Below are 24,745 nucleotides of genomic sequence, written 5' to 3'. Positions count from 1 at the left end.
CTGCCTCCGCCAACGCGGACCGTCTCTTGCGGGCCGCTTCAATATGTATAGACATATTTGCGAACGATGAGGCTTGTCCAGTGACCGACGCGCACATTTCCGAGTCTTCCACGGTGGTTTGGTGCGAGAGCGCTCTGCTGGCGGACGGCTGGGCGCGGGGCGTGAAGTTCACCCTCACCGACGGCCGCATCGCCCGCATCGACACCGATACGTCGGTGGGTGACGCTCTCCGCCTTGGCCCCGCCCTGCCGGGCCTGGGCAATGTCCACAGCCACGCCTTCCAGCGCGCCATGGCGGGTCTGGCCGAGACGCGCGGCGACACGGGCGACAATTTCTGGACCTGGCGCGAGGTCATGTACCGCTTCCTGGAGCGGCTGGACCCCGACATGGCCCAGGCCATCGCCGCCATGGGTCAGGTCGAGATGCTGGAGGGCGGTTTCACGCGGGTGGGCGAGTTCCACTACCTGCACCACGCGCCCGACGGCGGCTTGTACGACAACCCGGCCGAGATGGCCGCGCGGATGGCGGCGGCGGCCGAGGAGACCGGGATCGGCCTGACCCTGCTGCCGGTGTTCTACGCACACAGCAACTTCGGCGGCCTGCCGCCGACCGACGGCCAGAAGCGCTTCATCCATGACGTCGACGGCTTCGCGCGGCTGGTCGAGGTCTGTCGCGCGATCGTCGCCGACCTGCCCGAGGCGGTGGTCGGCGTCGCCCCGCACAGCCTGCGCGCGGTCACGGCCGAGGAGCTGGACGCCATCGTCCCGCTGGCCGCCGGCGGCCCGATCCACATGCACGTCGCCGAGCAGACCAAGGAGGTCGACGACTGCCTGGCCGCCACCGGCCAGCGTCCCGTCCGTTGGCTGATGAACCACACCGAGGTGGGCAAGCAGTGGTGCCTGATCCACGCCACCCACATCAACGCCACCGAGACCGAGCGCCTGGCCAAGAGCGGCGCCACCGCCGGCCTGTGCCCGGTGACCGAGGCCAATCTCGGCGACGGGATCTTTCCGACGCCGGACTACCTGGCCGCTGGCGGAAGCTTCGGAATCGGGACGGACTCCAACATCGTGATCGACGCCGCCCAGGAGTTGCGAACCTTGGAATACGCCCAGCGCCTGACCCGCCGGGCCCGCAACGTGCTGGCGGGCGGACCGCGCCGTTCCACCGGCGGCGACCTGTGGCGCGCGGCGACCCTGGGCGGGGCTCAAGCCCTGGGCGTCGGACGCGGCGGCCTGCGGCGCGGCGCGGCGGCCGATTTCATCACCCTCGACACAAGCCATCCGAACATCGTCGGCCGTTCCGGCGACACGCTGATCGACAGCCTGGTCTTCGCCGGCGGCGGGATCGACACTGTCTGGCGGCACGGCAAGCAGCTGGTCTCGGGCGGCCGCCACCACGCCCGCGAGCCGATCAGAGCGCGCTACGTTCAGACCCTGAAGGCCCTGCTGGCGTGACGGGACCGCTGCACCAGCGCATCCGCTCGGACATCGAGGCGCGCATCCGCTCCGGCGAATGGGCGCCCGGCCATCGCGCGCCGACCGAGGCCGAGCTGATGGGCCAGTACGGCTGTTCGCGGATGACGGTGAACAAGGCCATGACCGCCCTGGTCGAGGCCGGGCTGATCGTGCGCCGCAAACGCGCCGGCTCGTTCGTGGCCCGACCACGCGTTCACGCGCCGGTGCTGAACATCCCCGACATCCAGTCCGAGATCGTCGCGCGCGGCGAGGCCTACGCCTTCCGCCTGCTGGCCCGGACGGTGCGCGCCGCCGATCGCGACAGCCCCGAGGAGGTCGAGCTGGCGGCCGGCGGCAAACTGCTGGCGCTGGACGGCGTCCACGACGCCGGCGGCCGGCCGTTCGCCCTGGAGCGGCGGCTCGTCGCCCTGAAGGCCGCGCCCGGGATGGAAGCCGCCGACTTCACCCATGTCCCGCCCGGCGCCTGGCTGCTGGAGCACGTCGCCTGGACCGAGGCCGAGAGCCGCATCAGCGCCGTCAACGCCGACGCAGACGACGCCCGCCTGCTGGCCCTGGACGAGGGCGCGGCCTGCCTCGTCGTCGACCGCCGCACCTGGCGCGAGGGCCAGCACGTCACGAGGGTGCGACAGGTGTTCCCAGGCGAGGCGTACGACCTGGTGGCGCGGTTCGGGCCTGGCACCTGACGCCGAGTCCGGCTTACCTCCTCGCCAAACCGGAGGACGCCCATGGACCTGCACGCGATCGCCATCCCGACCTACGCCCAGATGCTGAAAGGCCTGTCGGCCCAGCTGTCCAGGGGCGAGGCCCATGCCGCCGAGCACGGCCTGGCGCCGGAGAGCCTGATCGGGGCGCGGCTGGCGGCGGACATGTTCCCGCTGTCGACCCAGGTGCGGTTCGTCTGCGTGCAGGCCAGCGATCTGTTGCGCTACCTGACGGGTGCGGACTCGTTCGCCCCGGCCGAGGACGCGACCGACTTCGCCGGCCTGCGGGCCCAACTCGCCGACGCCGCGGCGCGGATCGAGGCGACGCCGGCCTCGGCCTTCGACGGCGCGGCCGAAAAGCCGATCGAGCTGAAGATGCCCAACGGCATCGTCTTCGACCTGACCGGCGAGCAGTTCCTGCGCGACTGGGCCCTGGCCCAGTTCTATTTCCACGTCACGACCGCCTACGCGATCCTGCGCAACCAGGGCGTCCCGCTGGGCAAGCCCGACTGGGTGCCGCACATGTTCGCCTATATCCGTCCCGGCACGCTGCCCGGAGGTTGAGTCCTTCTGGCTACCCCCTGTTCGGGGGATGTCGGTCCCGGGCGCCGGAAACGTAGAACGGCGTTCGGGGGCCAGGTGTGACGCGTGGTGCGGCGAGGGTCCCGGAGGGATCCCGTCATGGCCGAGCCGACACTTCGCGACTTCCAGTTCCTGGTCCAGCTGATGGATGCAGGCCTCATCCAGGCCAGCTTCCGGTTTGCCGACCTGCGCGTTCTTCTGAAGAGCATTGGCGTGCTGACGCCCGAAGTCGACACCGCGCTGGCCATCGTCGAGGCCAATCCGGCGCTGATCAATCTCGGCATCCAGACTTTCAAGGAGGCCCTGAGCAAGTATTCGCTGGATACGCCGATCAGCGCGGCTTTCGGCGGGACGGGCGGCGGGACGGGCGGCGGGACGGGCGGCGGGGGAGCGGTCGCCAATCCGATCACCCTGACCATGGATCAGATCCAGAACGCCTACAAAGCCCTGGCCGGCATCTCGGCCAACTCGTCCAAGGCGCTGTCGGAGTATCTGAGCGGCCCGAACGGTGAAAAGGTGATCAACGCCTTCTACAACGAGATGAAGGAGCTGGCGCAGCTGCAGGCGGACGTCGCGGCGTCCAAGATCACCAAGGCGGTCTTCATCGACAAGCTGGTCGGCTATTCGGTCGACACCTCGGCGCTGGCGCTGCAGGCGATGAACTTCTTCACCGGCAAGACGCCCAGCCAGGCGGCGCTGAACGACCTGATCGACAGCGCCACCAACACCACCGACCTGACCGACTACGCCTATGCGATCTACAACACCTCCAACAAATACATCGAGTTCGCGGTCAACCAGGCCATGAGCGGCGCGGGCGCGGCGTCGTTCAAGACCGCCTATGACAGCCTGTCGTTCCGCGACGCGGTGGTGAAGGCCTATGACGCCATCATCGGCAACGCCAAGGCCGCGGCGGCGGGGATCAATGTCAACGCGGCGATCGACTACATCGTCTCGCAGCAGAGCTACTTCACCGCCTACGGCCACGACGCCCTGGGGGCCAAGGCCGCCATGGCCGGCTTCGTCATGTACGCCGGCATGAACGCCGGGGTCGGGGCCTATGCCGAGTCGACCAAGGCCTTCCTGACCGACGCCTATGACGGCAAGGCCAGCTACGGCGGCGCCCTCGTGGCGGCCAAGGCGAGCATCCCGGCCTCGGCCGACGCGGTGGCTCTGGTCGCCCAGCCGGCCGACCACCACGACGCCGGGGCTTTTGTCTAGGGAGCCTTCGTCTAGGAGGCCTCCTCTAGTCGGGCATCGTTTCGAACACCGTCAGGCCGTCCGGCAGGATCACCCAGTCCGGACGGTCGCGGTCGAACAGGGCCATGGACGGCTTGAACAGGGTCGGGTCGTCCAGGCTGCCGGCGTAGATCGTGTGGCTGTCGTGCAGCCCATGCTCGCCGCCGAAGACGAGGCCCCCACAGGTGGGACACGAATTGCGGGTGGCCTCGCCCCCTCGGAAGGCCCGGCTGCGGTACTGCCGCGCCGGGCCTTTTATGGTCAGGGCCGACGCGGGAAATCCCATGAACGGAATGAAGCCCCCGCCCGACGCCTTGCGGCAGTCGGCGCAGCAGCACAGGCCCATGAAGTCCGGCGCGCGATCGGCCTCCCAGCGCAGAGCGCCGCACAGGCAGCCGCCCTTGAAGGACGCCGTCATCGGCGCGACGCGGCTCTGTTCTTGTCGCCCCCGGAAATCGGGTCCGCGAGCGGTTGGCGCCAGCGATGGAACAGCAGGCCGCCCAGCAGGATGGTCAGGCCCAGCAGGAGGGCGCCGCCATCGAGGCCGGCTTCCTGAAAGCGGACGTCGATCGGAACGGGATGAACATGGACCGGGCCGACTTTGAACGACCAAGGCTCGATCCGGACGGCGCGAGCCATCTCGCCGACCCCCGCCCACAGGGCGAAGATCAAGAGGCCATGGCGTTTCCAGATGTCCTGCATCACAACCTCCGGCGTCGAAGCAGAGTTTGGGTCGGCGCTGGGCGAGCGTCAAGAAAGCTTGAAATCAGCGGGCCGAGAGGATCTGCTCCAGCCTGTCTGGCGTCTGTGTCAGACGCTTCAGGCGCGGATACTTCAGGCCTCCGTGATAGGGGACCCGAACGACGCGAACCCGGTCGTCGGCCTTCACGCTGAGAGCGATCGGGGGCGAGCCCGACTTGGCGGCCGCGGCGATCGCGGCTCGCAGCGCCTCCGGGGTGTAGGGCCTGCCGGCGACCTTGACGATCCGGGTCCCGGCGATGACGCCGGCCCGGAAGAGCGGTCCGTCCCAGAGCGTTTCCTTGACCGCGCCGTCCCAGCCGATCTCCGCGCCCAGCGAGAAGGTCAGCAGGCTGGCCTCGGCGGTCTTCTCATAGGCGGTGACATAGGCGGACGGCCGCGTCTCGAAGACCAGGCGCCAACCCGAACGGGCCAGGCCGTCGAGCGGCGCGCGATCGTGGGCGTCGAGGCGGGCGTCGAGGAAGCCCGCCCAGTCGTAGGGCGTCACCGCGTTCAAGGCGTCGACGACATCCTCGACGTCATAGGTCGAAACGTTCATGTCGCCGTCGTCCACGCCGAAGAAGGCGCGGGCGAAATCGTCCAGCGACTTGGCGCCGTTGGTGCGCTCGCGGATCAGGGTGTCGACGTCCAGCCAGAGCAGCTGGCCTTCCTCGTAGTAGTCGAGCGCGCGTAGCCAACTGGTGGAGCCCGTGCCGCCCGCGGAGTTCATGATGTAGGCGTTCGTCGTGTCCCGCAGGTCGCGCCAGCCGCGCCCTGGGGTGGCCTGGGCGTTGGCCGCGATCAGGGCCAGGCGCTGGCGCATCTGCTCGGGCGAATAGAGGCCCGACCGCGTGGCCAGCGTGTCGCCATAGTACTCGGTCAGGCCTTCATAGACCCAGAGCAGGCTGTTGCGCATCGGCGTCGTATAGTCCGGCGTCCAGAGGTCGGCCGGACGGCGGTGCTTGCCGTTCCAGGCGTGCACATACTCGTGGGCCAGGATGTCCCGGCCGCTGAACGCCGTGTCCCAGGCCGTGAAATAGCCCGCCGAGCTGTAGCCGTTCTCGCTGGACCTCTGATGCTCGGCGCCCAGATAGCCGACCGTGGGGTTCAGGCTGAGCAGAAAGTCGTAGTGATCGAAATTGCGCGCGCCGCCGAACAGCTTGTCGGCCTGCTGGACGAGGCGGCGATGGATCGCGACCTGGGCCGGGGTCGCCTTCAGATCCTTGGGCGCATCGGCGAACACGTTGAGCCGGACCGGGCGCGGCGATCCGGGATCGAGGTCGAAGACCGCCTTGTGGCGCCCGGCATAGACGGGCGAGTCCATCAGGGTTTCGAAGCTCGTGATCGCGAACCGCGTGGTCGCGCCGGTTGTCTCCGCGCCATCCAGAGCGGTGGCGAGGCTCCAGCCGGCGGGGACGGTCAGGGTGGGGCGGACGCGAATACGGCCGACCTCGTGACCGGCGGGATAGAGCGCGACGGCGGTCCACTTCAGCAGGACCAGGTTCGGCGTCACCGCGATCCGCACCGGACCGCCGGGCTGGGCCGTGGGCTGTTCCAGGCGGATGGTCAGGGATTGGACGCCGGGCGGGACGTCCATGTGGAAGGCCGTCATCTCGACCGGGTCGCGCCGCCAGGCCAGCCGCCGCCCGTCATCGGCGGTGATCGAAAAGCCGCTCATCAGCACGATCTGGGCGCTGGGCGAATGTTCTCCCGGGATCCACTTGGGCAGGGAGAGCACCAGAGGGCCTGGTGTCACCGGAAGGGTCTCGGTGACGCGGAACACCTTCCGCGTCGTGTCGCTGACATCGACCTTCAGGTCGATGACGCCCGGATAGTCCACCGCGCGCGCCGCGGGGATCGGCGGCGAGGGCGGAGCGGGCCTGGGACCGGCCAGCGCCGGGACGGCCGCCAGGGCCAGGCACGCGGCCAATACGAGCTTGGGCGTCATGCGGTTTCCTCGCGCGAAGTGGCGGAGCGGTCGCGGATGCGACCGCTCCGGGCCTGGCGTCACAGGCCGCTGGCGCCGCCGAACTTGTGGGTCAGCTGCAGGTAGTAGCTGCGTCCCGTCGAGGAGAACCATGAGGTGTCGTAGTACGGATACCCCGAATAGGTCGGGTCGCGGGGCGGGTCCTTGTCCAGCAGGTTGTCGACGGCCAGGCTCAGGCGGGTGCGGTCGTTGATCTCGTACTGCACGGTGGCGTTGACCATGTAGGTCGCCTTGGTCCAGCCGTCCTCGGCGTAGTTGGGCACCCGGTCGAGGCGCTGGCCGTGCAGGCCGACGCTGAGGCCGTCGAGCGTCCAGTTGATCGTCGCGCTGCTCTTGGTGCGCGGGATGTCATAGCCGCTGTCGAAGGCTAGTTGGTTCTCGATGGGATCGCCCGGGTACTGGCGGCTGGTGTGGTTGTGCACCCAGGTGTGGGCGAGGCTGAAGTTGAACGTCCCCAGGCTGCTGGTCGGCAAGCGATAGTGGACGGCGACGTCGACGCCGGTGGTCCGCTCGGTGGCCACGTTGATGGGGTTGATCGTCACGGTGCTGATCGCGCCCGGCTTGATGGCGGCGGTCAGCGGGTTGCGCTTCACGCGCGCCAGGGCGTCGACGCAGGTCGGCGAGGTGGAGCTGACGGCGGTTCCGGCGGACGTCTTGCCGATCCGGCAGTCGGCTTCCTGGCGCAGGACGCTGTCCAGGCTCATGTCCAGCACGGCGTTGTCCAGCTGAACGCGGAAGTAGTCCACCGAGATGTCGAAGTTGCGGACCGGCGACCAGACCGCGCCGTAGTTGAACGACTTGGACGTCTCGGGCTTCAGCTTGGCGTTGCCCAGGCGCACCTTGACCAGGCCTTCGTCGGCGTAGCTGCAGTCGCCGACGTCCTCGTCCGGCTCCTCGGTGCGGCAGCGGTAGTAGTCGGTGCCCGAGGGGTGACTGATGCCCTCCTTGGCGAACACGTAGTGCAGGTCCGGCGCGCGGAAGCCGGTGCCGTAGGCGGCGCGCAGCAGCAGGGTCTTCACCGGCCGCCATTCGACGCCGCCGTTGTAGGTGAACTTGTCGATCGTATTGCCGCCGTACTTGTAGCTGTCGTAGCGGCCGGCGGTGGACAGCTCGAGGCTGCTCAGCAGCGGCGCGCGGAACTCGTAGCCGGCACCCCAGTGGTCGCGCGAGCCCGAGCCGTCGGCGTCGCGCAGATTGTAGTAGTAGTTCACCGTGGCCAGCGGATCGAGGCCCAGCTTGTAGGACTGGTGGCCGTATTCGGCGACCGCCGCGAAGCCGACCGGGCCGGCGGGCAAGTGGAACAGTTCCGCCTGGTTGATCTGGAAGGACACGCCCTGCTGCCGGGCGACCGGCTTGTAGGTCGTGCGGGCGGTGATCGAGTCGAACTCGGCCGTGGTCAGGGGCTTGTAGAGGCGCGCCGGATCGGCGTTGAAGATCGGATAGCCGCTGTCCGCGTCGACGCCCAGTTGGGAGCCCAGGAAAAGAGCGGTGGCCTTGGAGGTCACCACCTTGGGCCAGCTGATCGAGGAACGGTGCTGGCTGAAGTTGTAGAAGGCCTCGTAGTCCCAGCCGCCGCCCAGCGAGCCCTTCACGCCCGGCGTGATGCTGAAGGTCTTAGAGACGTTCTTGATGAAGCCCTTGTTCAGCCCGCCCATCTCCTCGGGCGTGAACTGACGATGCCAGAGATCCAGCGCGCCGATGAACTGGTTGTAGAAGATGCCGTCCTCGCTGCCGTTGGCGTCCTGGTACTCCCAGCTCAGGACGTCCTGGAACTGCCGGGTGCGGCTGTAGCCCGCCGAGATGTCGGCGAAGAACGAGAGGGTGTCGCGGGGGGCGTAGTTGAGCGAGGCGACGACGTTGGCGCTCTTGCGCTCGCTGACGATCGTGCCGTAGCCGATCGAGCTGTAGCTGCCGCAGTAGAAGCCGGGATCGCCGTCGGGACCCCAACCGGGGCGGCTGACATATTCGATCGACCCGTCATTGAGCTTCGAGAGCGCCTTGCAGGTGTTCGCGCCCGGATCGATGTAGACCTCTTCGGTCGGCTCCATCCGCATGAAGTCGCGCCGCGCGATCGCCGTGCGCTTGGTCGGGCTGTCCTTGGTGCTGTCCTGAATGTCGCGGTCATAGGCCCAGACCGGACGCTGATTGACGAACTCGCCGCCGATCACCAGGTCGAAGTTGTCCTTGGAATAGCCGCTCGAGATGTTGACGCGCTGGCTGGCGCCGCCGCCGTGCTCGTATCCGCCGAAGGTCACGTCGACCGTCGTGCCGTCGACCTTCTTCTTCAGATTGAAGTTCACCACGCCCGAGATGGCGTCCGAGCCGTAGACGGCCGAGGCGCTGCCGCTCAGCACCTCGATGCGGTCGATCATGCCCAGCGGGATCGACGAGGTGTCGGTGAAGGCGCTCTTGCCGTTGTAGGGCAGCGGGAAATCGGCGATGCGGCGGCCGTTGACCAGCACCAGCGTATGGTTGGGACCCAGGCCGCGCAGGTCGACCTGCTGGGCGCCGGGCGTCCAGTCCATGCCGCTGGACGATTGCTGGGTCTGGGTTTCGCCGCCGTTCTGGGTCAGGGCGCGCATGACGTCCGGGACGCTGTTGAAGCCCGCGGCCTTGATGTTGTCGCTGGTGATGACCGTGACGGGGGCGGGGCCTTCGGTCGCGACGCGAGGGATGCGCGAGCCGGTGATCACCAGCGTCTCGACGGCGTCGTCGCTGGTGGTCGACGTCGTCTGCGCGGCCGCCTGGCCGACGATCAGAAGGCCGGCCGCGCCAGCCAATGCGCTGGCGCGAAGAAGATGCGTCTTCATGGATATCCCCCTTTTTTGTTGCGCCGACGGTCCTGTCCTGGGTGCTCAGCACCTCGGCGTTGCTCCGAGATTGCATCCATTTGGATCGCGGCTTTCGCAGATTGAAAGCCGGAAATGACAGATTGTCAAAATTTATAGACATATTGCTCGCAACATGCAGCAATTTGGTCATAGCGCCTCGATACTGGGCGCTATGGCGATCCTGGCGCCGAAACGCGCCAAGACGGATCGAGAAAACGCGCCGAGCGGTTAGGCTCGGTCTGAACGGAGGAAGCCGGATGGTTCGATTTGCGTCCGCGATGGCCATGGCCGCGCTGCTCATGGGCGCGAGCGTCGCGCACGCGGCGACGCCGGCGGGGCCTGACGCCGTCGGGCCGGGCTACGAGTACTATATGATCGGCGACGTGAACGCGCCCACGCCGGGAAAGACCGGGCCGCTGCTGGGATTGTTCGGCGGCGGCGACTGGCCGGTCGACGCCTTCCGGACCTTCGTCAAGCAGTCTGGCGGCGGCCACATCGTCGTGTTGCGCGCCCGCGGGGGCCGCGAGTTGCAGGACGAGATCTATAACGACGTCGGCGGCGTGGTCTCGGTCGAGACCCTGGTGATCCGCGACGAAGACGCTGGCGAAGATCCCAAGCTGCTGGCCATTATCGCGCGCGCCGACGGCATTTTCTTCGGCGGCGGCGATCAGAGCAACTATGTGCGCGCCTGGAAGGGCACGGCGCTGAACAAGGCGCTGGACGCTCACGTCAAGGCCGGCAAGCCGATTGGCGGCACCAGCGCGGGGCTGGCGGTGTTGGGCGGCTATGTCTATGGCTGCCTGGACTCGATCAGCCTGACCTCGCCGGACGCGCTGAAGAACCCGACCGGGGCCAGCGTCACGCTGGTGCGCGACTTCCTGCACCTGCCGTATCTCTCCAAGGTCGTCACCGACACCCACTTCGACAAGCGCGATCGCCAGGGGCGTCTGGTCACCTTCGTCGGGCGGCTGATCCAGGAAGAGAACGACACGACGATCACCGGGCTGGGCGTGGACGAGGCCGGCGCCATGCTGGTCGACGGAGACGGGGTCGGTCGTTACTACGGCCCCGGTCACGCTTGGCTGGTGCGTCCCCTGAAGAAACCCGCCACCATCATCGCCGGACAGCCGCTGACCTACGCGTCGTTCCCGATTGTCGGGCTGGGACCCAACAGCACGCTCGACTTCAAGACATTCAAGGTCACCAAGCCGGACTTCACCATCACCGCTCGCGTCGACAAGGGAACGCTTGTCCGCAGTGATCGATAAGATCCGACCGACCGCCAGACCGAGATCAAGATGACGCTTCAGACTCTTCGCCGTTTCGCCTCTTTCGCCCTCTGCGGCCTCGCCCTCTCCACGTCGGCGCTGGCCGCTCCCGCCATGGCGGGCGACAACGCGCCCAAATGGTCGCTGGCCGTGCACGGCGGCGCGGGCGTGCTCGAGCGCGGAGAACTGACGCCCGAGAAGGACAAGGCCTTCCGCGCCGGACTGGACGCCGCGCTCGAGGCGGGCGCCAAGATCCTGAAGGCGGGCGGCTCCAGCCTCGACGCCGTCGAGGCCGCCGTGCGGGTGCTGGAAGACAATCCTCTGTTCAACGCCGGCAAGGGCGCGGTCTTCACCGCCGAAGGGCGCAATGAACTGGACGCGGCGATCATGGACGGCGCCACCTTGAAGGCCGGGGCGGTCGCCGGCGTGACGCGCACGCGCAACCCCGTCAGCCTGGCCCGCGCGGTCATGGAGAAGTCGCCGCACGTCCTGCTGGCCCGCGAGGGCGCGGATCAGTTCTCCAAAGAGAAGGGCCTGGAGCAGGCGCCTCCCGAGTACTTCTATACCGAGGAGCGCTGGAAGCAGCTGCTGGCCTGGCGCAAGGATCACCAGGCCATGTTGGATCCCACCCACCTGTTCGGCACGGTCGGCGCGGTGGCCCTGGACCAGGCCGGCCACGTCGCCGCCGCCACCTCGACCGGCGGCATGACCGGCAAGCGCTGGGGCCGGATCGGCGACAGCCCGATTATCGGCGCGGGGACCTACGCGCGTGACGGGGTCTGCGCGGTGTCGGCCACGGGCTCGGGCGAATATTTCATTCGGGAAAGCGCCGCGCGCCAGGTCTGCGACCGGCTGGCCTGGAAGGGTGAAACCGTCCAGCAGGCCGCGGACGGAACCATGGCCTCGATCACCAAGATCGGCGGCGACGGCGGCCTGATCGCCATGGACGGCCAGGGCCGGGCGGCGTTCGGCATGAACGATCTGGGCATGTATCGTGGGGCGATCTCCGCGGCGGCGCCGACGCCGCGCACGGCGATCTACGCCGACGAGCCTTCGCCGCGCTGACGCGATCGCCAACAGGGGGACGGGCGTGACCAAATCGGATGACAAGGGCCTGAGCGACGTCGACCGGCGCCTTCTGGCCATGCTGCGGGCGGATTCGCGCCAGCCGGTGACCAAGCTGGCGAGCGACCTGGGCCTGTCGCGCGCCAACGTCTACGCCCGCCTCAGCCGCTTGGAGGAGGAGGGGATCATCGGCGGTTACACGGTGCGGCTCGGCGATCCCTACGACCGGCGGCTGATCCGCGCCCAGGTGATGATCAAGGCCCTGCTCAAGCACGCCAAGGCCATCGAGGAGGCTTTGGCCGCCATACCGGAGCTTTCGGCGCTGCATGCGATCAGCGGCGAATACGACCTGATCGCTGTGGTCGAGGCCGAGACCGTGGGCGAACTGAACGCGCTGATCGACCGCATCGGGGAAATCGAGGGAATCGAACGGACGACCTCGTCGATCCTGCTGGCGACGAAGGTCCTGCGCTGACGCGTATCGGCGACGATTTCTCTCGCCGAACCCCGGCAAGTCGTCCGTTTCCTGGGGTCTCGCCAGCATAACCTCTCCACCAAGCCTCAGTGGAGAGAGACCTTGAGCCTCGAGCAGATCCATACCGGACCAGGCTTCCTGGGCGCGGCCGCCGACGCCGGAGACGCCGCCGCCCATCGCGCGCACGTCATGCTGCGGCTGGCGCGGCGCGACATGGACGCGGTGGAGCGACTCTTGGCGGAGGTCGCCGGACTGACCGCCCTGCACCAGATCACCGGCGAGTACGACCTCGTCGCGATCGTCGAGGCCGCCCATGCCGAGGCGCTGGACGACCTGATCGACAGGATCAGCGGGCTGAGCGGCGTTCGCGCGGCCATGGCCTCGCGTCTTCTGCCGGCGCTCCGGTCATCCAGCGCCCGATCGTTCGCCGCGTAACCGGCCGTCGCGCCGCCCTTCATGCGCCTGTGTCACTTCACAACGCGCCAAAACGAGAGCCTGCCGTGGACTTTCCCTATCCGTGCCTGATGTTCCTCGCCGACGTCGATCGCGTCAGCGCCAAGACCGCCCTGGGGGTGGCCTATTGGCGGCCCGACGCCTGCGTCGCCCAGCTTCGGCTGGAAGGCTGCGAGGTGGACCTCGGCCTGCCCGACATGACCCCCGGCGCGGCCAAGGCGGCCGGCGCGCGCTCGTTGCTGATCGGCGTGGCCAACGCCGGCGGCTATATTCCCCCGCACTGGGAAGCCGTGCTGATCGAGGCGCTGGAGGCCGGATTGGACCTGATCTCCGGGCTTCATACCCGCCTGGCCAGCCTGCCGCGCGTTCGGGAGGCGGCCGAGCGGCTGGGGCGGCGCCTGCTGGAAGCGCGCGAGCCCGATCCACGCTTCAATGTGGTCGGCGAAGGCGTCAAACGCGGCGGCCAGCGCTTGCTCACGGTCGGCACGGACTGCGCCGTGGGCAAGATGTACGCGGCCCTGGCCATCGCCAAGGAACTGAAGGCGCGCGGCGTGAGCGCCGATTTCCGCGCCACGGGCCAGACCGGCATCTTCATCGCCGGATCCGGCGCGCCGATCGACGCCATCGTCTCGGACTTCGTGGCCGGCGCGGCCGAGGTCCTCAGCCCGGCGGCGAGCGAGGATCATTGGGATATCGTCGAGGGGCAGGGATCGCTGTTCCACCCGGCCTATGCGGGGGTCTCTCTGGGGCTGCTCCATGGCAGCCAGCCGGACGCCCTGGTGGTCTGCCATGACGCCACGCGCACGGCGATCGACGGTCTGGAGGCCTTCCCCACGCCCAGCCTCGCCGAGGCGATCGAGTTGAACCTGCGGCTCGCCCGGCTGACCAATCCGGCCGTCCGCGTCGCGGGCGTCTGCATCAATACCTCGCGCCTGTCGCCCGAGGCCGCCGCGGCGTATCTGAGCGAAGCGGCCGCAGAGTTGGGCGTTCCCTGCTGCGACCCGGTGCGGACCGGCGTGGCGTTGATCGTCGACGCGCTCCTGGCGGGATCGGTTCGCCGGGGCGCGGCCTGATGCGCCTGACCGCGAGGTCGCGGGTTCACGCGCTGATCGAGCCCTTTGTCATCGCGCGGAAGACCTACACCGAGGCGCTGGTCGTCGAGGTCGAGATCGAGGCGGACGGCGTTATCGGGCGCGGCGAGGCGGCGGGAGTCGACTATCGCGGCGATACGCCCGACCGGATGCTGATCCAGTTGCGGGAGCTGGCGGAAGGATTGGAAGCCGGCGAGCGCCTGGACCGTGACGTCCTGGCCCGGCGCCTGCCGCCCGGGGGCGCCCGCAACGCGGTCGACTGCGCGCTGTGGGATCTGGAGGCCAAGCAATCGGGCGTGTCGGCCGCCGCGCGCGCGGGCCTGGCGCCGCCGCGCGCCATCGAGACCTTCGTCACGCTGGGCATGGACTCGCCCGCGGCCATGGGGGCCAAGGCCGCGCGCTGGGCCGAGCGCTACCCGGAGCTGAAGGTCAAGCTGGGCGACGCCGACGACATGGCGCGGCTGGAGGCGATCCGCGCCGCCGCGCCGCGGGCTCGCCTGATCGCCGACGCCAATCAAGGCTGGACGCTGGCGCAGCTCAACGATCGCGCGCCGCGCATGACGCGCCTGGGCGTGGAACTGCTGGAACAGCCGCTCCCGGTCGGACGTGACGACGAGCTTCTCGACTATCGCGGCGCCGTGCCCCTGTGCGCCGACGAGTCGTTCGACGATCGAGCCGACCTCGACCGCATCGTGGGCCGCTACGCGTTCTGCAATATCAAGCTGGACAAGGCGGGCGGGCTGACCGAGGCGCTGGCCGTCGCGACAGCGGCGCGCGAACGCGGCCTGCGGCTCATGGTCGGCTGCATGGAGGGCACGTCGCTAGGTATCGCCCCGGCGCTGCTGCTGGCCCAGGGCTGCGAGATCGTAGATCTCGATTGCCCGATGCAACTGGTCCGCGACGTCGACGGCGGCTTCGGCTACCGGGATGGCTGGCTGCGCCCAAACGGGCCGGACCTCTGGGGCTAGGTCTCGAGATCCTCGGCCGTCGCCAGCAGCGCCGCCAGGTCAAGGCTGGCTTCGCCCTTCAGCTTCTTGGTGACCGGCAGGGTCACGTAGTCGAACGAGACGTTCAGGGTGTCGAGCATGTGCTCCATGATGGTCTGATAGTGCTCGATGCCGAAGGCGGCCACCGTGATCAGATAGTCCACTCCGCCCAGCACGGCCTGGCAGCCGATGACATTGGGCAGGCCGGCGATCCCGGCCTCGAAGACCTTGGCCTTGGCGTACGAATAGTCGGTCAGTTTGATCTGCACGACGAAGGTCGAGAGCTTGGCCAGGCGGCCCAGATCGACCTCGGCGTGGTAGCCGCGGATGATCTTGGACTTCTCCAGCCTTTTCATGCGCTCCCAGCAGCGCGACGCCGACAGCCCGACCAGCTCGCCCATCGCGGCCTTGGTGACTCGCCCCTGGCGTTGCAGCAGCGCCAGGATCTTGATGTCGATCCGGTCCAGGTCCTTGCGCTGATCGTTCATGAGCCGTCCTTGATGATCGTCGTTCCAGGCTTAGCGCAACGGCGGCGGTAAAGGTAAGCGCCAGCGCCGGGGCCCGGGAGAGCTCCTCGCGTCCCGGGTGGCGGAAACGACGGAAACCTTCGCCGGCGCACGCTAGACTCGCGCAGGCAACAGAGCATGGGCGCATGAGATTTCACCTGTTCGGTTCGGCCCTGGGTCTGGGGATCGCGTGTCTGCTGGCGTCGAGCGCCCTGGCCTCGACGCTGATCGTCCACGCCAAGGTGATCGATGGGTCCGGAAAGCCGGCTCGCGACGCGAGCGTCCGGATCGACAAGGACCGGATCGTCGCCGTCGGCCAACTCAAGCCCGCGCCGGGAGAGGCTGTCGTCGACGCCAAGGGCCTGACCCTGGCGCCCGGCTTCATCGACGCCCACAGCCATCACGATCGGCTGGCGGACAAGACGCCGGACATGGCGATGCTGACCGCCCAGGGCGTCACCACCATCGTGGTCGGGCAGGACGGTGAGTCCGCCCTGCCGCTGAAGACCTATTTGGAGCAACTGGCGCGCTCGCCCCTGGCCGTCAACGTCGCCTCCTACACCGGTCACGGCAGCCTGCGCGCCCGCGCCATGGGCCAGGACTACAAGCGTCCGGCCACCTCGGCCGAGATCGCGCGGATGCGGGACGACCTCGCCGAGGACCTGCGCGCGGGTTCGCTGGGGCTGTCCACGGGACTGGAATACGATCCCGGCATCTACGGAACGCCGGAAGAGGTGGTGGCCCTGGCCAAGACGGCGGCGGCCGGCGGCGGACGCTATATCAGCCATATGCGCAGCGAGGACGTGAAGCTGGACGCGGCGATCGACGAGATCATCGCCATCGGCCGCGAGGCCAAGCTGCCCGTTCAGATCTCGCACCTGAAGATCGGCCTGGTCGACCGCTGGGGCGACGCGCCCGCGATTCTCGCCAAGCTGGACGCCGCCCGCGCCCAGGGCGTGAACATCACCGCCGACGTCTATCCCTACGGCTACTGGCAGAGCAATCTGTCGGTGCTGCTGCCGGAGCGGAACTTCGAGGACCGGGCCGCCGCGCGGTTCGCCCTGACCAAGCTGACCACGCCCGAGGGCCTGCGGATCGCCGTGTTCGCGCCGGATCCCTCCCTTGTCGGCAAGTCGATCGCCCAGATCGCGGCTGAGCGCCACGCGGATCCCATCGAGACCTATCTGGCGCTGACGCGCCAGTCGGAGGCCTATCGCGCCGCCCATCCGGAGGTCGAGCGCGTGGACGCCGTGATCGGCTCGGCCATGGCCGAGCCCGACATCGCCGCCTTCATCGCCTGGAAGCACTCGGTGATCTGCTCCGATGGCATGACGCACGGCCTGCATCCCCGGGGCTTCGGGGCCTTCGCCAAGATCCTGCGCGTCTATGTGCGGGAGAAGCATCTGCTGACCCTGGAGCAGGCCGTGCACAAGATGTCGGCTCAGACCGCCGCCCAGCTCGGCTTGGCCGACCGAGGGACGATCGCGCCGGGTCTTCAGGCCGACCTGGTGCTGTTCGATCCCGCGCGGATCACGGACCATTCGGATCTGGACCACCCCAACGCCGTGGCGACCGGCGTCCGCACGGTCTGGGTCAACGGCGTCGTCGTGCTCGACAAGGGCGTCCCGACCTCGGCGCGACCTGGACAGGTGGTGCGCCGGGCCGGCTGGCGACCGGGCGGCTAAGCCGCCTCCGTCATCTTGAAAATGCCCTGAGCGTTGCCGCTGTCGAACCTCAGGTCCAGCCGTTCGACGCCATCCTTGTCGGCGAAGCGGTCGCGGCTGATGAACTCGTGGAAAGAGCCGGGGACGGTCCGGGCTTCCTCGCCGGCGTCGGTGACGAACGTGCGCGTGACCGGCTGGGCCTTGAAGGCGGTCTGGCGCACGCGGCCCGAGCCCGAGATCTCGACGGCGTCCTTGATCGGACGACCCAAAGCCTTCTGGGCGTCGGACACGGCGTCGACGTCGGGAACGCGGTCGGTGGCGTGGTTGAAGGCCTGGCCCTCGGTGGCGATCCAGGCGGCCTCGGCCGATTCCGCCTTCAGCGCCTCGTAGTGCTCCAGGCGCAGCGGGCCGTGGGTGCGGGCGAAGGCGGCGATCACCTCCGGCAGGGCCGCGCGCGCCTGATCCAGATCACAGACGCCCTCGGCGGCGAAGGCCTCCAGGGCGGTCCTGGCCGCCTTGCCCAGAGCGTCGGCCGAGGAGTCGAACACCGCGTGGGCGATGACCTGGAACGCCGGCGAGAAGCGCTGGACATGCAGTTCGCTGACGAAGAACTGCGGGATCGCCTCGGGCAGGTCGCGGTGGGCGTAGGCCCGGCCGGTCATCTTCAGACGGTCCAGCGGGTAGAGGTCGGCCACCCCATAGCCCAGCGGCTCGAGGATCCGAGCGAAGGCCTGGTGACCGGCCGGCAGGGCCCCGGTCGGGCCGTCTCCGAAGTCGATCGTGCGCAGGGCGCCGTGGTCGAACAGGATCCGATGTCCCTCGGCCCGGCGCTCGGTCACATAGGCCGCGCCCAGGGGCACGCGGTTCATGACGTCGTGAAACAGCACCGCGTTCAGGGCCATGGCGAAGACCGCGCGCGAGACCGGTCCATCGGTCTCCCCGGCCAGGGCGGGGGCGATCTCCAGGACGTCCAGGATCGCGGCGGCCGCCTTCTGGCCCAGGGCCGAGACGACGAGGGAGGAAAGGTGCGACATGGTTCGAGGGCCTCAGACGTCGAAGGTCACGCCCTGCGCCAGGGGCAGGGTGGTTCCGTAGTTGATGGTGTTGGTGGCGCGGCGCATGTAGGCCTTCCAGCTGTCGGAGCCGGCCTCGCGCCCGCCGCCGGTCTCCTTCTCGCCGCCGAACGCGCCGCCGATCTCGGCGCCGGAGGGGCCGATATTGACGTTGGCGATGCCGCAGTCGCTGCCTTCGGTCGACACGAACAGCTCGGCTTCGCGGACATTCAGGGTGAAGATCGACGATGACAGGCCCTGGGCCACGTCGTTCTGGGAGGCGATGGCGTCGGCCAGGTCGGCGTAGCGCATGACGTAGAGGATCGGCGCGAAGGTCTCGTGCTGGACGATGTCGGCCTGGTGGTCGATCTCGACCAGGGCGGGGGCGACGTAGTAGGCGTCCGGCCCGGCGATGTCGACGCGGGCCCCGCCGGTGATCTTGCCGCCGGCCGCGCGAGCCTGCTCCAGGGCGTCCCGCATGGCGTCGAAAGCGGCCTTGTCGACCAGGGGGCCGACCAGCACGCCGCTCGCCCGCGGATCGCCGACGGGAACGGTGGGATAGGCGGCCTTCAGGCGGGGGACGAAGGCGTCATAGACGCTGTCATGCACGAACAGGCGACGCAGCGTGGTGCAGCGCTGGCCCGCCGTGCCCATGGCGGCGAAGGCCACGCCCCGCAGGGTCAGGTCCAGGTCGGCCGACGGCGCGACAATGGCGGCGTTGTTGCCGCCCAGCTCCAGCAGGGCGCGGGCGAAGCGGGCGGCCAGGCGGGGGGCCACCTGTCGGCCCATGGCCGTCGAGCCGGTGGCCGAGACCAGCGGAATCTTGGGATGGTCGACCAGGGCCTCGCCCACCGCGCGGCCGCCGATCAGCAGCGTGGACAGGCCGTCAGGGGCGTCCGAGCCGAACTTGGCGCGGGCCTTCTCGAACAGGGCCTGGACGGCCACGGCCGTCAGCGGGGTCTTTTCCGAAGGCTTCCAGACCACGGCGTCGCCGCAGACGAAGGCCAGGGCCGCGTTCCACGACCAGACCGCGACCGGGAAGTTGAAGGCGCTGATGACGCCGACCACGCCCAGCGGGTGCCAGGTCTCCATCATCCGGTGCGACGGGCGCTCGGTGGCCAGGGTCAGGCCGAACAGCTGACGCGACAGGCCGGTGGCGTAGTCGCAGATGTCGATCATCTCCTGCACCTCGCCCAGGCCCTCGGAGGTGACCTTGCCGGCCTCCAGGGTGACCAGGGCGGCCAGGTCGGCCTTGGCGGCGCGCAGTTCCTCGCCCAGCAGGCGGACCAGCTCGCCCCGACGCGGGCCGGGGATCTTGCGCCAGGCGAGATAGGCCTGGTGGGCCCTCTCGATCGCCAGGGCGGCTTCGTCGGGGGTGTGCTCGCGCAAGCGGGCCAGGACCTCGCCGGTGACCGGCGAACGGGCGGCCAGGGCGCCCCCGTCGAGAACGACGGGATCGACGCCCAGGCGCGTCAGCAGGGCGCGCGCGTCGGCGATAGCGGAGGGCAGGGTGGTCATCGGGAGTCCTGGCAAGAGAGAGGGCGGAAGGGGGCGGGCGCCAGCCGGATGCTGGCCGATCCCCGCCCGAACACGGCCGCTACTGCGGCAGCGTAGTCCTGTATGGCGCGCGGCGTGAAGCGGTCGTAGGCGTCCTGCACGGCGCGGCCCAGGCCATGCTCGCCGCTGAAGCTGGCGGAAAAGCCGTCGACGGCCAGGGTCAGCACCGCCTCGCGCAGGGCCGCGCGGCGGATCGGATCGGCTGGTCCCACCAGGTTGAAGTGGATCCCGCCGTCGGCCACGTGGCCGAAGTCGCACAGCGCGTAGTCGGGAAAGTCGGCGGCCAGCATCGCCGTGGCCTCGGCCCGGAAACGCGCCAGGTCGCGGCGGCGGAAGCTGAGATCGAAGCCGATCACCGCGCCGCTGGCCCGCAGGCCTTCCGAAAGAGAATGGCGCAGAGCCCACATCTTCGGCGGCGGGCCGAACAGGGCGTCGGCCAGCGGGGCGTCGTCGCGTTCCAGCAACGGAACGGCGATCTGCTGGAGCGTCTCGTCCAGGCTGGGCTCGCCGTCGCGGGGCGACCACGAGCGGGTCAGCTCGACCAGCACCGCGTAGTCGGGTATCCCGCCAACGAACGGGTTGGCGAGAGACGCAACGTGAGCGATGGCGCGTTCCATGGCCGCCTTGGACATGCCCTCGAACGCGGTCAGCATCGTCCCGGCCTCGGCCTCGAAGGCGCACAGCAGCGGCAGCACCGCGTCCATATCGCGCGGAATCAGCAGGGCCGCGGCCGTCTGGCGCGGGCGGTGGTGGACCTCGACCGTGACCTTGGTGATCACCCCGAACGCCCCGCAGCCGCCGACGAACAGCTGGCGCAGCGCGATCGCGGCGTTGTCCTTGCGCAAGCCGTGCGACAGCGTCAGCACCGTGCCCGCCGCGTCGGGCAGCACGACTTCCAGACCCAGCACGTGGCGGCGCATGTCGCCATAGCGCAGGAACCGCGCGCCGCCGGTGTTGGTGGCCGCCATGCCGCCCAGGCTGGGATCCGCGCCCAGGTCGATGGGCAGGAACAGCCCGTACGGCTCCAGGGCCGCGTTGAGGGTCGACAGACGCACGCCAGCGCTCACCGTGGCCGTGCGATCGGCGGCGTCGATTGCGAGCGTGGTGGTCAGGCGATCGAGCGACACGACCAGATGTTGGCCGCTGGCGTCCGGCGTCGATCCCTCTGCCAAGCCGGTATTGGCGCCTTGCGGCACGAAGGCCAGGCCCTCGCGCACGCAGTAGCCGATGACGGCCGAGACCTCGGCGGTGGTGGCCGGCCGCACGACCGCCGCCGCCAGGCCCTTGGCGTAACGGGCCGGCGTCTCGTAGGCGGCGGGATCCGACGCCAGGCCGGAGGGACCGACGAGGGCTTCGAGCGCGGCCAGATGGCGAGAACTCAGCACGTCAGGCGGCGAGGTCTTCGGCCTGGCTCGGGGCGTAGCGTCGCCCGAAGCGATTGGCCAGGAAGTCGGCCAGGGCCACGTCCTCCTGGCGGACGAACCCGGCGGACGGCAGCTTGCCTTCGGCCAGCAGGTCCAGCACCGCGCAGATGCCCGCCGCCGTGGTGATCTGGATGGCGCTGCGGGGACGGCCGCCGATCTGGGCGCCGTAGATCTTCTGGGCGTAGGTCTCCTGCATCAGCCGGCCGCCGCGCAGGCCGCTGACGCTGGCGAAGACGATGACCACGTCCTGCAGGGTCGCGGGCAGGGCGTTCTCCAGGATGTCCTTGAGCACGTCGCGCCGCTCGCGCAGGCGCAGGTCGTGCAGCAGCGCCTTCATCAGGGCCGCATGGCCCGGATAGCGTATCGTGCGGTACGATAGATTGCGGACCTTGCCATCCAGGGTCTCGCAAAGGCCGCCCAGCCCGCCCGAGGTGTTGAAGGCTTCGTACAGCACGCCGTCCAGGGCGAACTCCTCGAGGTCCTCCAGCGGCTGGGTCTCGCGGCGCACGCCGCCGACGATGGCCTCGCACGGCTCGCAATACTCGTTGATCAGACCGTCCGTCGACCAGGTCAGATTGTAGTTGAGGGCGTTGGAGGGAAACTTCGGCAGGGCGCCCACGCCCATCCGCACGTCGTGTAGTTCGTCGAACCGCCGGGCCAGATCGTAAGCGGCGATGGTGATGAAGCCCGGCGCCAGGCCGCACTGCGGCGCGAAGGCGCTGCGGGCGTCCTTGGCCAAGGCCTTGACCGCGCGCGTGCTGGCCACGTCCTCGGTGAGGTCCAGATAGTGGGCGCCGGCGGCCTTCGCCGCGCGGGCGATGGCGACGGTCAGGCTGAAGGGGGCGGCGCTCAGCACCGCGAACTTGCCGGCCAGCAGACGGTCAAGGGCCGCCTCGTCGGTGATGTCGACCCTGATCTTGTTCACCGCGGCGGTGGTTTCCAGGCGCTCCAACGCCTGGGCCGAGGCGTCGGCCACGGTCACCGCGTAGTCGCCGCACCCGGCCAGCATTTCGGCGATCATCGACCCGATCTTGCCGCCTCCAACAACCACGACCTCTTTCATGTGTCCCATTCTCCCCGCGACAGACGCGGACACATGATGCGAGGCGCATAAGCGATTCATAGTGGCGCTATCGTCGAAATGCCGTGAAAATATCGGCGAAATGCAGGGGAATATAGGCGAAGTGACGATCGACGCCATCGACCAGAAACTGCTCGCCGCGCTGCGCGAGAACGGCCGGGCCGCCACCGCCGACCTCGCCCGCCGGGTGGGGCGGTCCCGCACGACGGTCCAGAGCCGGATCGAGCGCCTGGAGCGCGAGGGGATCATCGTCGGCTATGCCGTTCGCCTGGCGCCCGACCACGAGCATGGCGCCGTGCGCGCCCAGGTGATGATCAAGGTCGCGCCCAAGGAGAGCCGCGCCGTGGAAGCGGCGCTGCGGGCCATTCCCGAGGTGCGGGTCCTGCATTCGGTCAGCGGCGACTTCGACATGATCGCCGTGGCGGCCACCACCAGCGTCGCGCGGATGGACGAGGTGATCGATAGCATCGGCCATCTGCCGGGCGTCGAGCGCACGACCTCCTCGATAATCCTGTCGACCAAGTTCGACCGTTAGAACTGGGCGGCCTGTTCACGCCGTAAGCCGCGCTCGCGAGAAACCAGACTGTTACGGAGAACCGTCCTGATGGCTGTTGGGGGCAGATGGGCAACGACGGCGGCGTTCGGTCGACCGGTGCTAAGTCCTGGCGGATCGGCGGCCGGCGCGAAGTGCGGGATTGCGTTGCTGATGAAAGCGCCGCCGAGCGCAATGAGGACGGCGCCCACGATCGATCCTTGCCTGTTCAAAATGTAGGCGCCAGGCTCGTTGTGCGGCCTGGGGCGTCAAGGCCGGTTCCTGCGCGAGCGTTTAGGGTCCTAGGCAGGTGGCATGCGCGTGCTTGTCATTGATCCCGACCCTGCCCGAGCCGCTCTTGTCGCCGAGGGTTTACAGGGTGTGGATCCCCTGGAGGTCAAGCAGGCCGCGGCCTTCGACGAGCGCGAGGTGCAGGCCTTCGCGCCAGACGTCGTTGTGATCGCGTCGGATAGCCCGGATCGTGACACCCTCGAAAGCCTGCGCGAGGCGTCACAGACCAATCCCCGTCCGGTGGTGATGTTCGTCGACCGCTCCGAGCCGGGCCTGGCCGAACAGGCGGTGCGGGCCGGCGTGGCGGCCTATGTCGTTGACGGCCTCGCCCCGGCCCGGGTGCGCCCCATCCTCGATGTCGCCATGAGCCGCTTCGCCCTGACCCAGCAGCTGCGGGGCGACCTCGCCAAGGCCAAGGCGGACCTGGAGTCGCGCAGGACCGTCGAGAAGGCCAAGGGCCTTCTGATGAAGGAGCGCGGCCTGGACGAGGACGGCGCCTATCGCCTGCTGCGCAAGCTGGCGATGGACAAGGGGCGGCCGATCGGATCGGTGGCCGCCGACCTGCTGGCCTTCGCCAATATCCTGAAGGGCGACGCGTCGTGAGCGGGTTGGCCGATCTGCGCCTGGGGTTCATTCCCCTGACCGACTGCGCGCCGCTGATCGTGGCCCGGACGCTTGGCCTGTTCGCCGAGGAGGGGCTCCAGGTCGAGCTCAACCGCGAAGCCGCCTGGGCGACGATCCGCGACAAGGTGGCGGTTGGAGCCCTGGACGGCGCCCATATGCTGGCGCCGATGACCCTGGCGGCCGGCGTTTCGCCCGACATCGCCAAGCCGATGATCGCCCCGATGGCCCTCAACGCCAATGGCAGCGCCATCACCGTCTCGACCGCCCTGGCTCAGGCGCTGGAAGAGATCGATCCCGTCGCCCTGGCCGCGCGGCCGGTCACCGCCGCGCCGCTGAAGGCGCTGATCGACCAGCGTCGGCGGACGGGCGCGCGGCTGCTGACCTTCGCCGTGGTCTTCCCCTATTCGATGCACAACTACGCCCTGCGCTACTGGCTGGCCCAGGCGGGCGTCGATCCCGATCGCGATGTACGACTTGTGGTCACCCCGCCGCCGCGCATGGTCGAGCAACTGGCGTCCGGGGCGATCGATGGCTTCTGCGTCGGCGCGCCCTGGAACGCCGTCGCCGTGGCGCAGGGCGTGGGCGAGATTCTGATGAAGGCCTCGCAGTTCTGGCCCGGCGGACCCGACAAGGTGTTCGGCGTCACCGCCGACTGGGCCGCGGGCCACGCCGACGAGCTCCGGGCGGCGCTGCGGGCCCTGATCCGCGCCGCCGCCTGGGCCGACGACCCGGCCAATCGCGACGAACTCGTCGCCTTGCTGGCGCGACCCGAACATGTCGGGGTCGATCCCGCCGCGATCGCGCGGGCGCTGGAGGGCGAGATCATCTTCCACCGGGGCGCCGCTGGCCTGCCGCGCCGCGACCACGCCCTGTGGTTCCTGTCGCAGATGGCCCGCTGGGGTCAGGTCGCGCGGGACCTCGACGCGGAAGCTGTCGCCGACCGGGTCTACCGCCCTGACCTGTTCCGCGCGGCGGCCTTGTCTCTGGGGCCGGTGCTGGACCCGACCCTGGTGTTCGCCGACGCCGCGCCGGCGCCCTCGGCCCTGTTCGACGGCGCGGCGCCGACGTCTCCGACGGCCTGATCGACGCCACCCGCCCAAGGTTCGCGCAAGGCGACCGC

Annotated in this window: 23 protein-coding genes; 14 read left to right on the top strand and 9 right to left on the bottom strand. The window is 69.2% G+C overall.

What is annotated here, in order from left to right; genetic code table 11:
* Nucleotides 1–80 precede the first annotated feature (80 nt).
* The 4 genes from AC07R7_RS03290 (at nt 81) to AC07R7_RS03275 (ending at nt 3,982) form a co-directional block, all read left to right on the top strand.
* A complete protein-coding gene (locus AC07R7_RS03290; RefSeq protein WP_494634135.1) occupies nt 81–1,457 on the top strand; it encodes a formimidoylglutamate deiminase in 1,377 nt (458 codons plus the stop codon).
* The gene (gene hutC / locus AC07R7_RS03285) at nt 1,454–2,161 is read left to right on the top strand and encodes a histidine utilization transcriptional repressor HutC (RefSeq protein WP_494634134.1); all 708 of its coding nucleotides are present in this window, start codon (nt 1,454–1,456) and stop codon (nt 2,159–2,161) included. Before AC07R7_RS03290 ends, hutC begins: the two co-directional genes overlap by 4 nt.
* A gap of 42 nt (nt 2,162–2,203) precedes the next feature.
* The gene (locus AC07R7_RS03280; RefSeq protein WP_494634133.1) at nt 2,204–2,743 is read left to right on the top strand and encodes a DUF1993 domain-containing protein; all 540 of its coding nucleotides are present in this window, start codon (nt 2,204–2,206) and stop codon (nt 2,741–2,743) included.
* Between the two features lie 117 nt (nt 2,744–2,860).
* The gene (locus AC07R7_RS03275) at nt 2,861–3,982 is read left to right on the top strand and encodes a hypothetical protein (RefSeq protein WP_494634132.1); all 1,122 of its coding nucleotides are present in this window, start codon (nt 2,861–2,863) and stop codon (nt 3,980–3,982) included.
* Between the two features lie 25 nt (nt 3,983–4,007).
* Here AC07R7_RS03275 and AC07R7_RS03270 read toward each other — a convergent pair whose 3' ends face one another.
* From AC07R7_RS03270 to AC07R7_RS03255, 4 genes are all read right to left on the bottom strand, one after another.
* Nucleotides 4,008–4,418 (bottom strand): GFA family protein, encoded by a 411-nt coding sequence (locus AC07R7_RS03270; protein WP_492882879.1) that lies wholly within the window; start codon nt 4,416–4,418, stop codon nt 4,008–4,010.
* Nucleotides 4,415–4,702 (bottom strand): hypothetical protein, encoded by a 288-nt coding sequence (locus AC07R7_RS03265; RefSeq protein ID WP_494634131.1) that lies wholly within the window; start codon nt 4,700–4,702, stop codon nt 4,415–4,417. Before AC07R7_RS03265 ends, AC07R7_RS03270 begins: the two co-directional genes overlap by 4 nt.
* Nucleotides 4,703–4,766: 64 nt before the next feature.
* Nucleotides 4,767–6,686 (bottom strand): M61 family metallopeptidase, encoded by a 1,920-nt coding sequence (locus AC07R7_RS03260; RefSeq protein ID WP_494634130.1) that lies wholly within the window; start codon nt 6,684–6,686, stop codon nt 4,767–4,769.
* Between the two features lie 59 nt (nt 6,687–6,745).
* Nucleotides 6,746–9,535: a TonB-dependent receptor plug domain-containing protein gene (locus tag AC07R7_RS03255; protein ID WP_494634129.1), complete on the bottom strand. Its 2,790-nt coding sequence runs from the start codon at nt 9,533–9,535 to the stop codon at nt 6,746–6,748.
* A gap of 305 nt (nt 9,536–9,840) precedes the next feature.
* Here AC07R7_RS03255 and AC07R7_RS03250 point away from each other — a divergent pair, with 305 nt between their 5' ends.
* The 6 genes from AC07R7_RS03250 (at nt 9,841) to AC07R7_RS03225 (ending at nt 14,876) form a co-directional block, all read left to right on the top strand.
* Entirely contained in the window at nt 9,841–10,824 is a 984-nt protein-coding gene (locus tag AC07R7_RS03250) for a cyanophycinase (protein ID WP_494634128.1), read from the top strand.
* 30 nt (nt 10,825–10,854) lie between these two features.
* Nucleotides 10,855–11,889: an isoaspartyl peptidase/L-asparaginase family protein gene (locus AC07R7_RS03245; protein ID WP_494634127.1), complete on the top strand. Its 1,035-nt coding sequence runs from the start codon at nt 10,855–10,857 to the stop codon at nt 11,887–11,889.
* 25 nt (nt 11,890–11,914) lie between these two features.
* Nucleotides 11,915–12,364: an Lrp/AsnC family transcriptional regulator gene (locus AC07R7_RS03240; RefSeq protein ID WP_492882891.1), complete on the top strand. Its 450-nt coding sequence runs from the start codon at nt 11,915–11,917 to the stop codon at nt 12,362–12,364.
* A gap of 102 nt (nt 12,365–12,466) precedes the next feature.
* The gene (locus AC07R7_RS03235; protein ID WP_494634126.1) at nt 12,467–12,799 is read left to right on the top strand and encodes an Lrp/AsnC ligand binding domain-containing protein; all 333 of its coding nucleotides are present in this window, start codon (nt 12,467–12,469) and stop codon (nt 12,797–12,799) included.
* A gap of 65 nt (nt 12,800–12,864) precedes the next feature.
* Nucleotides 12,865–13,890 carry an N-acetyltransferase DgcN family protein gene (locus AC07R7_RS03230; protein WP_492882895.1) on the top strand — a complete coding sequence of 342 codons (1,026 nt, stop codon included), beginning with the start codon at nt 12,865–12,867 and terminating at the stop codon, nt 13,888–13,890.
* Entirely contained in the window at nt 13,890–14,876 is a 987-nt protein-coding gene (locus AC07R7_RS03225; RefSeq protein WP_494634125.1) for a dipeptide epimerase, read from the top strand. The genes AC07R7_RS03230 and AC07R7_RS03225 overlap by 1 nt, the downstream gene beginning before the upstream one ends.
* On the opposite strand, the gene AC07R7_RS03220 is transcribed toward AC07R7_RS03225, so the two are convergent.
* The gene (locus AC07R7_RS03220) at nt 14,873–15,382 is read right to left on the bottom strand and encodes an Lrp/AsnC family transcriptional regulator (RefSeq protein ID WP_494634124.1); all 510 of its coding nucleotides are present in this window, start codon (nt 15,380–15,382) and stop codon (nt 14,873–14,875) included. The two genes, AC07R7_RS03225 and AC07R7_RS03220, sit on opposite strands and share 4 nt — an antisense overlap.
* Before the next feature lie 164 nt (nt 15,383–15,546).
* Between AC07R7_RS03220 and AC07R7_RS03215 the strand changes: the two genes are divergently transcribed.
* A complete protein-coding gene (locus AC07R7_RS03215; RefSeq protein ID WP_494634123.1) occupies nt 15,547–17,085 on the top strand; it encodes an N-acyl-D-amino-acid deacylase family protein in 1,539 nt (512 codons plus the stop codon).
* On the opposite strand, the gene AC07R7_RS03210 is transcribed toward AC07R7_RS03215, so the two are convergent.
* From AC07R7_RS03210 to AC07R7_RS03195, 4 genes are read right to left on the bottom strand one after another with little or no spacing between them, the layout of a single operon-like run.
* Nucleotides 17,082–18,098 (bottom strand): 2-oxoadipate dioxygenase/decarboxylase family protein, encoded by a 1,017-nt coding sequence (locus tag AC07R7_RS03210; RefSeq protein WP_494634122.1) that lies wholly within the window; start codon nt 18,096–18,098, stop codon nt 17,082–17,084. The two genes, AC07R7_RS03215 and AC07R7_RS03210, sit on opposite strands and share 4 nt — an antisense overlap.
* Nucleotides 18,099–18,110: 12 nt before the next feature.
* Nucleotides 18,111–19,634: an L-piperidine-6-carboxylate dehydrogenase gene (gene amaB, locus AC07R7_RS03205; protein WP_494634121.1), complete on the bottom strand. Its 1,524-nt coding sequence runs from the start codon at nt 19,632–19,634 to the stop codon at nt 18,111–18,113.
* A complete protein-coding gene (locus AC07R7_RS03200; protein ID WP_494634120.1) occupies nt 19,631–21,058 on the bottom strand; it encodes an FAD-binding oxidoreductase in 1,428 nt (475 codons plus the stop codon). The genes amaB and AC07R7_RS03200 overlap by 4 nt, the downstream gene beginning before the upstream one ends.
* A 1-nt stretch (nt 21,059) precedes the next feature.
* Nucleotides 21,060–22,160 (bottom strand): saccharopine dehydrogenase family protein, encoded by a 1,101-nt coding sequence (locus AC07R7_RS03195; protein ID WP_494634119.1) that lies wholly within the window; start codon nt 22,158–22,160, stop codon nt 21,060–21,062.
* A gap of 121 nt (nt 22,161–22,281) precedes the next feature.
* Here AC07R7_RS03195 and AC07R7_RS03190 point away from each other — a divergent pair, with 121 nt between their 5' ends.
* From AC07R7_RS03190 to AC07R7_RS03180, 3 genes are all read left to right on the top strand, one after another.
* Nucleotides 22,282–22,713: an Lrp/AsnC family transcriptional regulator gene (locus AC07R7_RS03190; protein ID WP_494634118.1), complete on the top strand. Its 432-nt coding sequence runs from the start codon at nt 22,282–22,284 to the stop codon at nt 22,711–22,713.
* Nucleotides 22,714–23,025: 312 nt separating this feature from the next.
* The gene (locus AC07R7_RS03185) at nt 23,026–23,604 is read left to right on the top strand and encodes an ANTAR domain-containing response regulator (protein ID WP_492835503.1); all 579 of its coding nucleotides are present in this window, start codon (nt 23,026–23,028) and stop codon (nt 23,602–23,604) included.
* Nucleotides 23,601–24,707, top strand: a complete 1,107-nt coding sequence (locus AC07R7_RS03180) for a CmpA/NrtA family ABC transporter substrate-binding protein (protein WP_494634117.1) — start codon at nt 23,601–23,603, stop codon at nt 24,705–24,707. Before AC07R7_RS03185 ends, AC07R7_RS03180 begins: the two co-directional genes overlap by 4 nt.
* The last annotated feature ends 38 nt before the right edge of the window (nt 24,708–24,745 follow it).

The organism is Caulobacter sp. GW821-FHT05F04, from assembly GCF_059419665.1.
Note: the sequence above shows the minus strand (reverse complement) of the source record. Positions and strands in the feature narration are given on the sequence as shown.

Excerpts from the sequence above, each read along its gene's own strand:
- AC07R7_RS03280 (WP_494634133.1), top strand. The coding sequence starts at position 2,204 with ATGGACCTGCACGCGATCGCCATCCCGACCTACGCCCAGATGCTGAAA.
- AC07R7_RS03275 (WP_494634132.1), top strand. The coding sequence starts at position 2,861 with ATGGCCGAGCCGACACTTCGCGACTTCCAGTTCCTGGTCCAGCTGATG.
- AC07R7_RS03270 (WP_492882879.1), bottom strand. The coding sequence starts at position 4,418 with ATGACGGCGTCCTTCAAGGGCGGCTGCCTGTGCGGCGCTCTGCGCTGG.
- AC07R7_RS03265 (WP_494634131.1), bottom strand. The coding sequence starts at position 4,702 with ATGCAGGACATCTGGAAACGCCATGGCCTCTTGATCTTCGCCCTGTGG.
- AC07R7_RS03260 (WP_494634130.1), bottom strand. The coding sequence starts at position 6,686 with ATGACGCCCAAGCTCGTATTGGCCGCGTGCCTGGCCCTGGCGGCCGTC.
- AC07R7_RS03255 (WP_494634129.1), bottom strand. The coding sequence starts at position 9,535 with ATGAAGACGCATCTTCTTCGCGCCAGCGCATTGGCTGGCGCGGCCGGC.
- AC07R7_RS03250 (WP_494634128.1), top strand. The coding sequence starts at position 9,841 with ATGGCCGCGCTGCTCATGGGCGCGAGCGTCGCGCACGCGGCGACGCCG.
- AC07R7_RS03245 (WP_494634127.1), top strand. The coding sequence starts at position 10,855 with ATGACGCTTCAGACTCTTCGCCGTTTCGCCTCTTTCGCCCTCTGCGGC.
- AC07R7_RS03225 (WP_494634125.1), top strand. The coding sequence starts at position 13,890 with ATGCGCCTGACCGCGAGGTCGCGGGTTCACGCGCTGATCGAGCCCTTT.
- AC07R7_RS03220 (WP_494634124.1), bottom strand. The coding sequence starts at position 15,382 with ATGAACGATCAGCGCAAGGACCTGGACCGGATCGACATCAAGATCCTG.
- AC07R7_RS03215 (WP_494634123.1), top strand. The coding sequence starts at position 15,547 with ATGAGATTTCACCTGTTCGGTTCGGCCCTGGGTCTGGGGATCGCGTGT.
- AC07R7_RS03210 (WP_494634122.1), bottom strand. The coding sequence starts at position 18,098 with ATGTCGCACCTTTCCTCCCTCGTCGTCTCGGCCCTGGGCCAGAAGGCG.
- amaB (WP_494634121.1), bottom strand. The coding sequence starts at position 19,634 with ATGACCACCCTGCCCTCCGCTATCGCCGACGCGCGCGCCCTGCTGACG.
- AC07R7_RS03195 (WP_494634119.1), bottom strand. The coding sequence starts at position 22,160 with ATGAAAGAGGTCGTGGTTGTTGGAGGCGGCAAGATCGGGTCGATGATC.
- AC07R7_RS03185 (WP_492835503.1), top strand. The coding sequence starts at position 23,026 with ATGCGCGTGCTTGTCATTGATCCCGACCCTGCCCGAGCCGCTCTTGTC.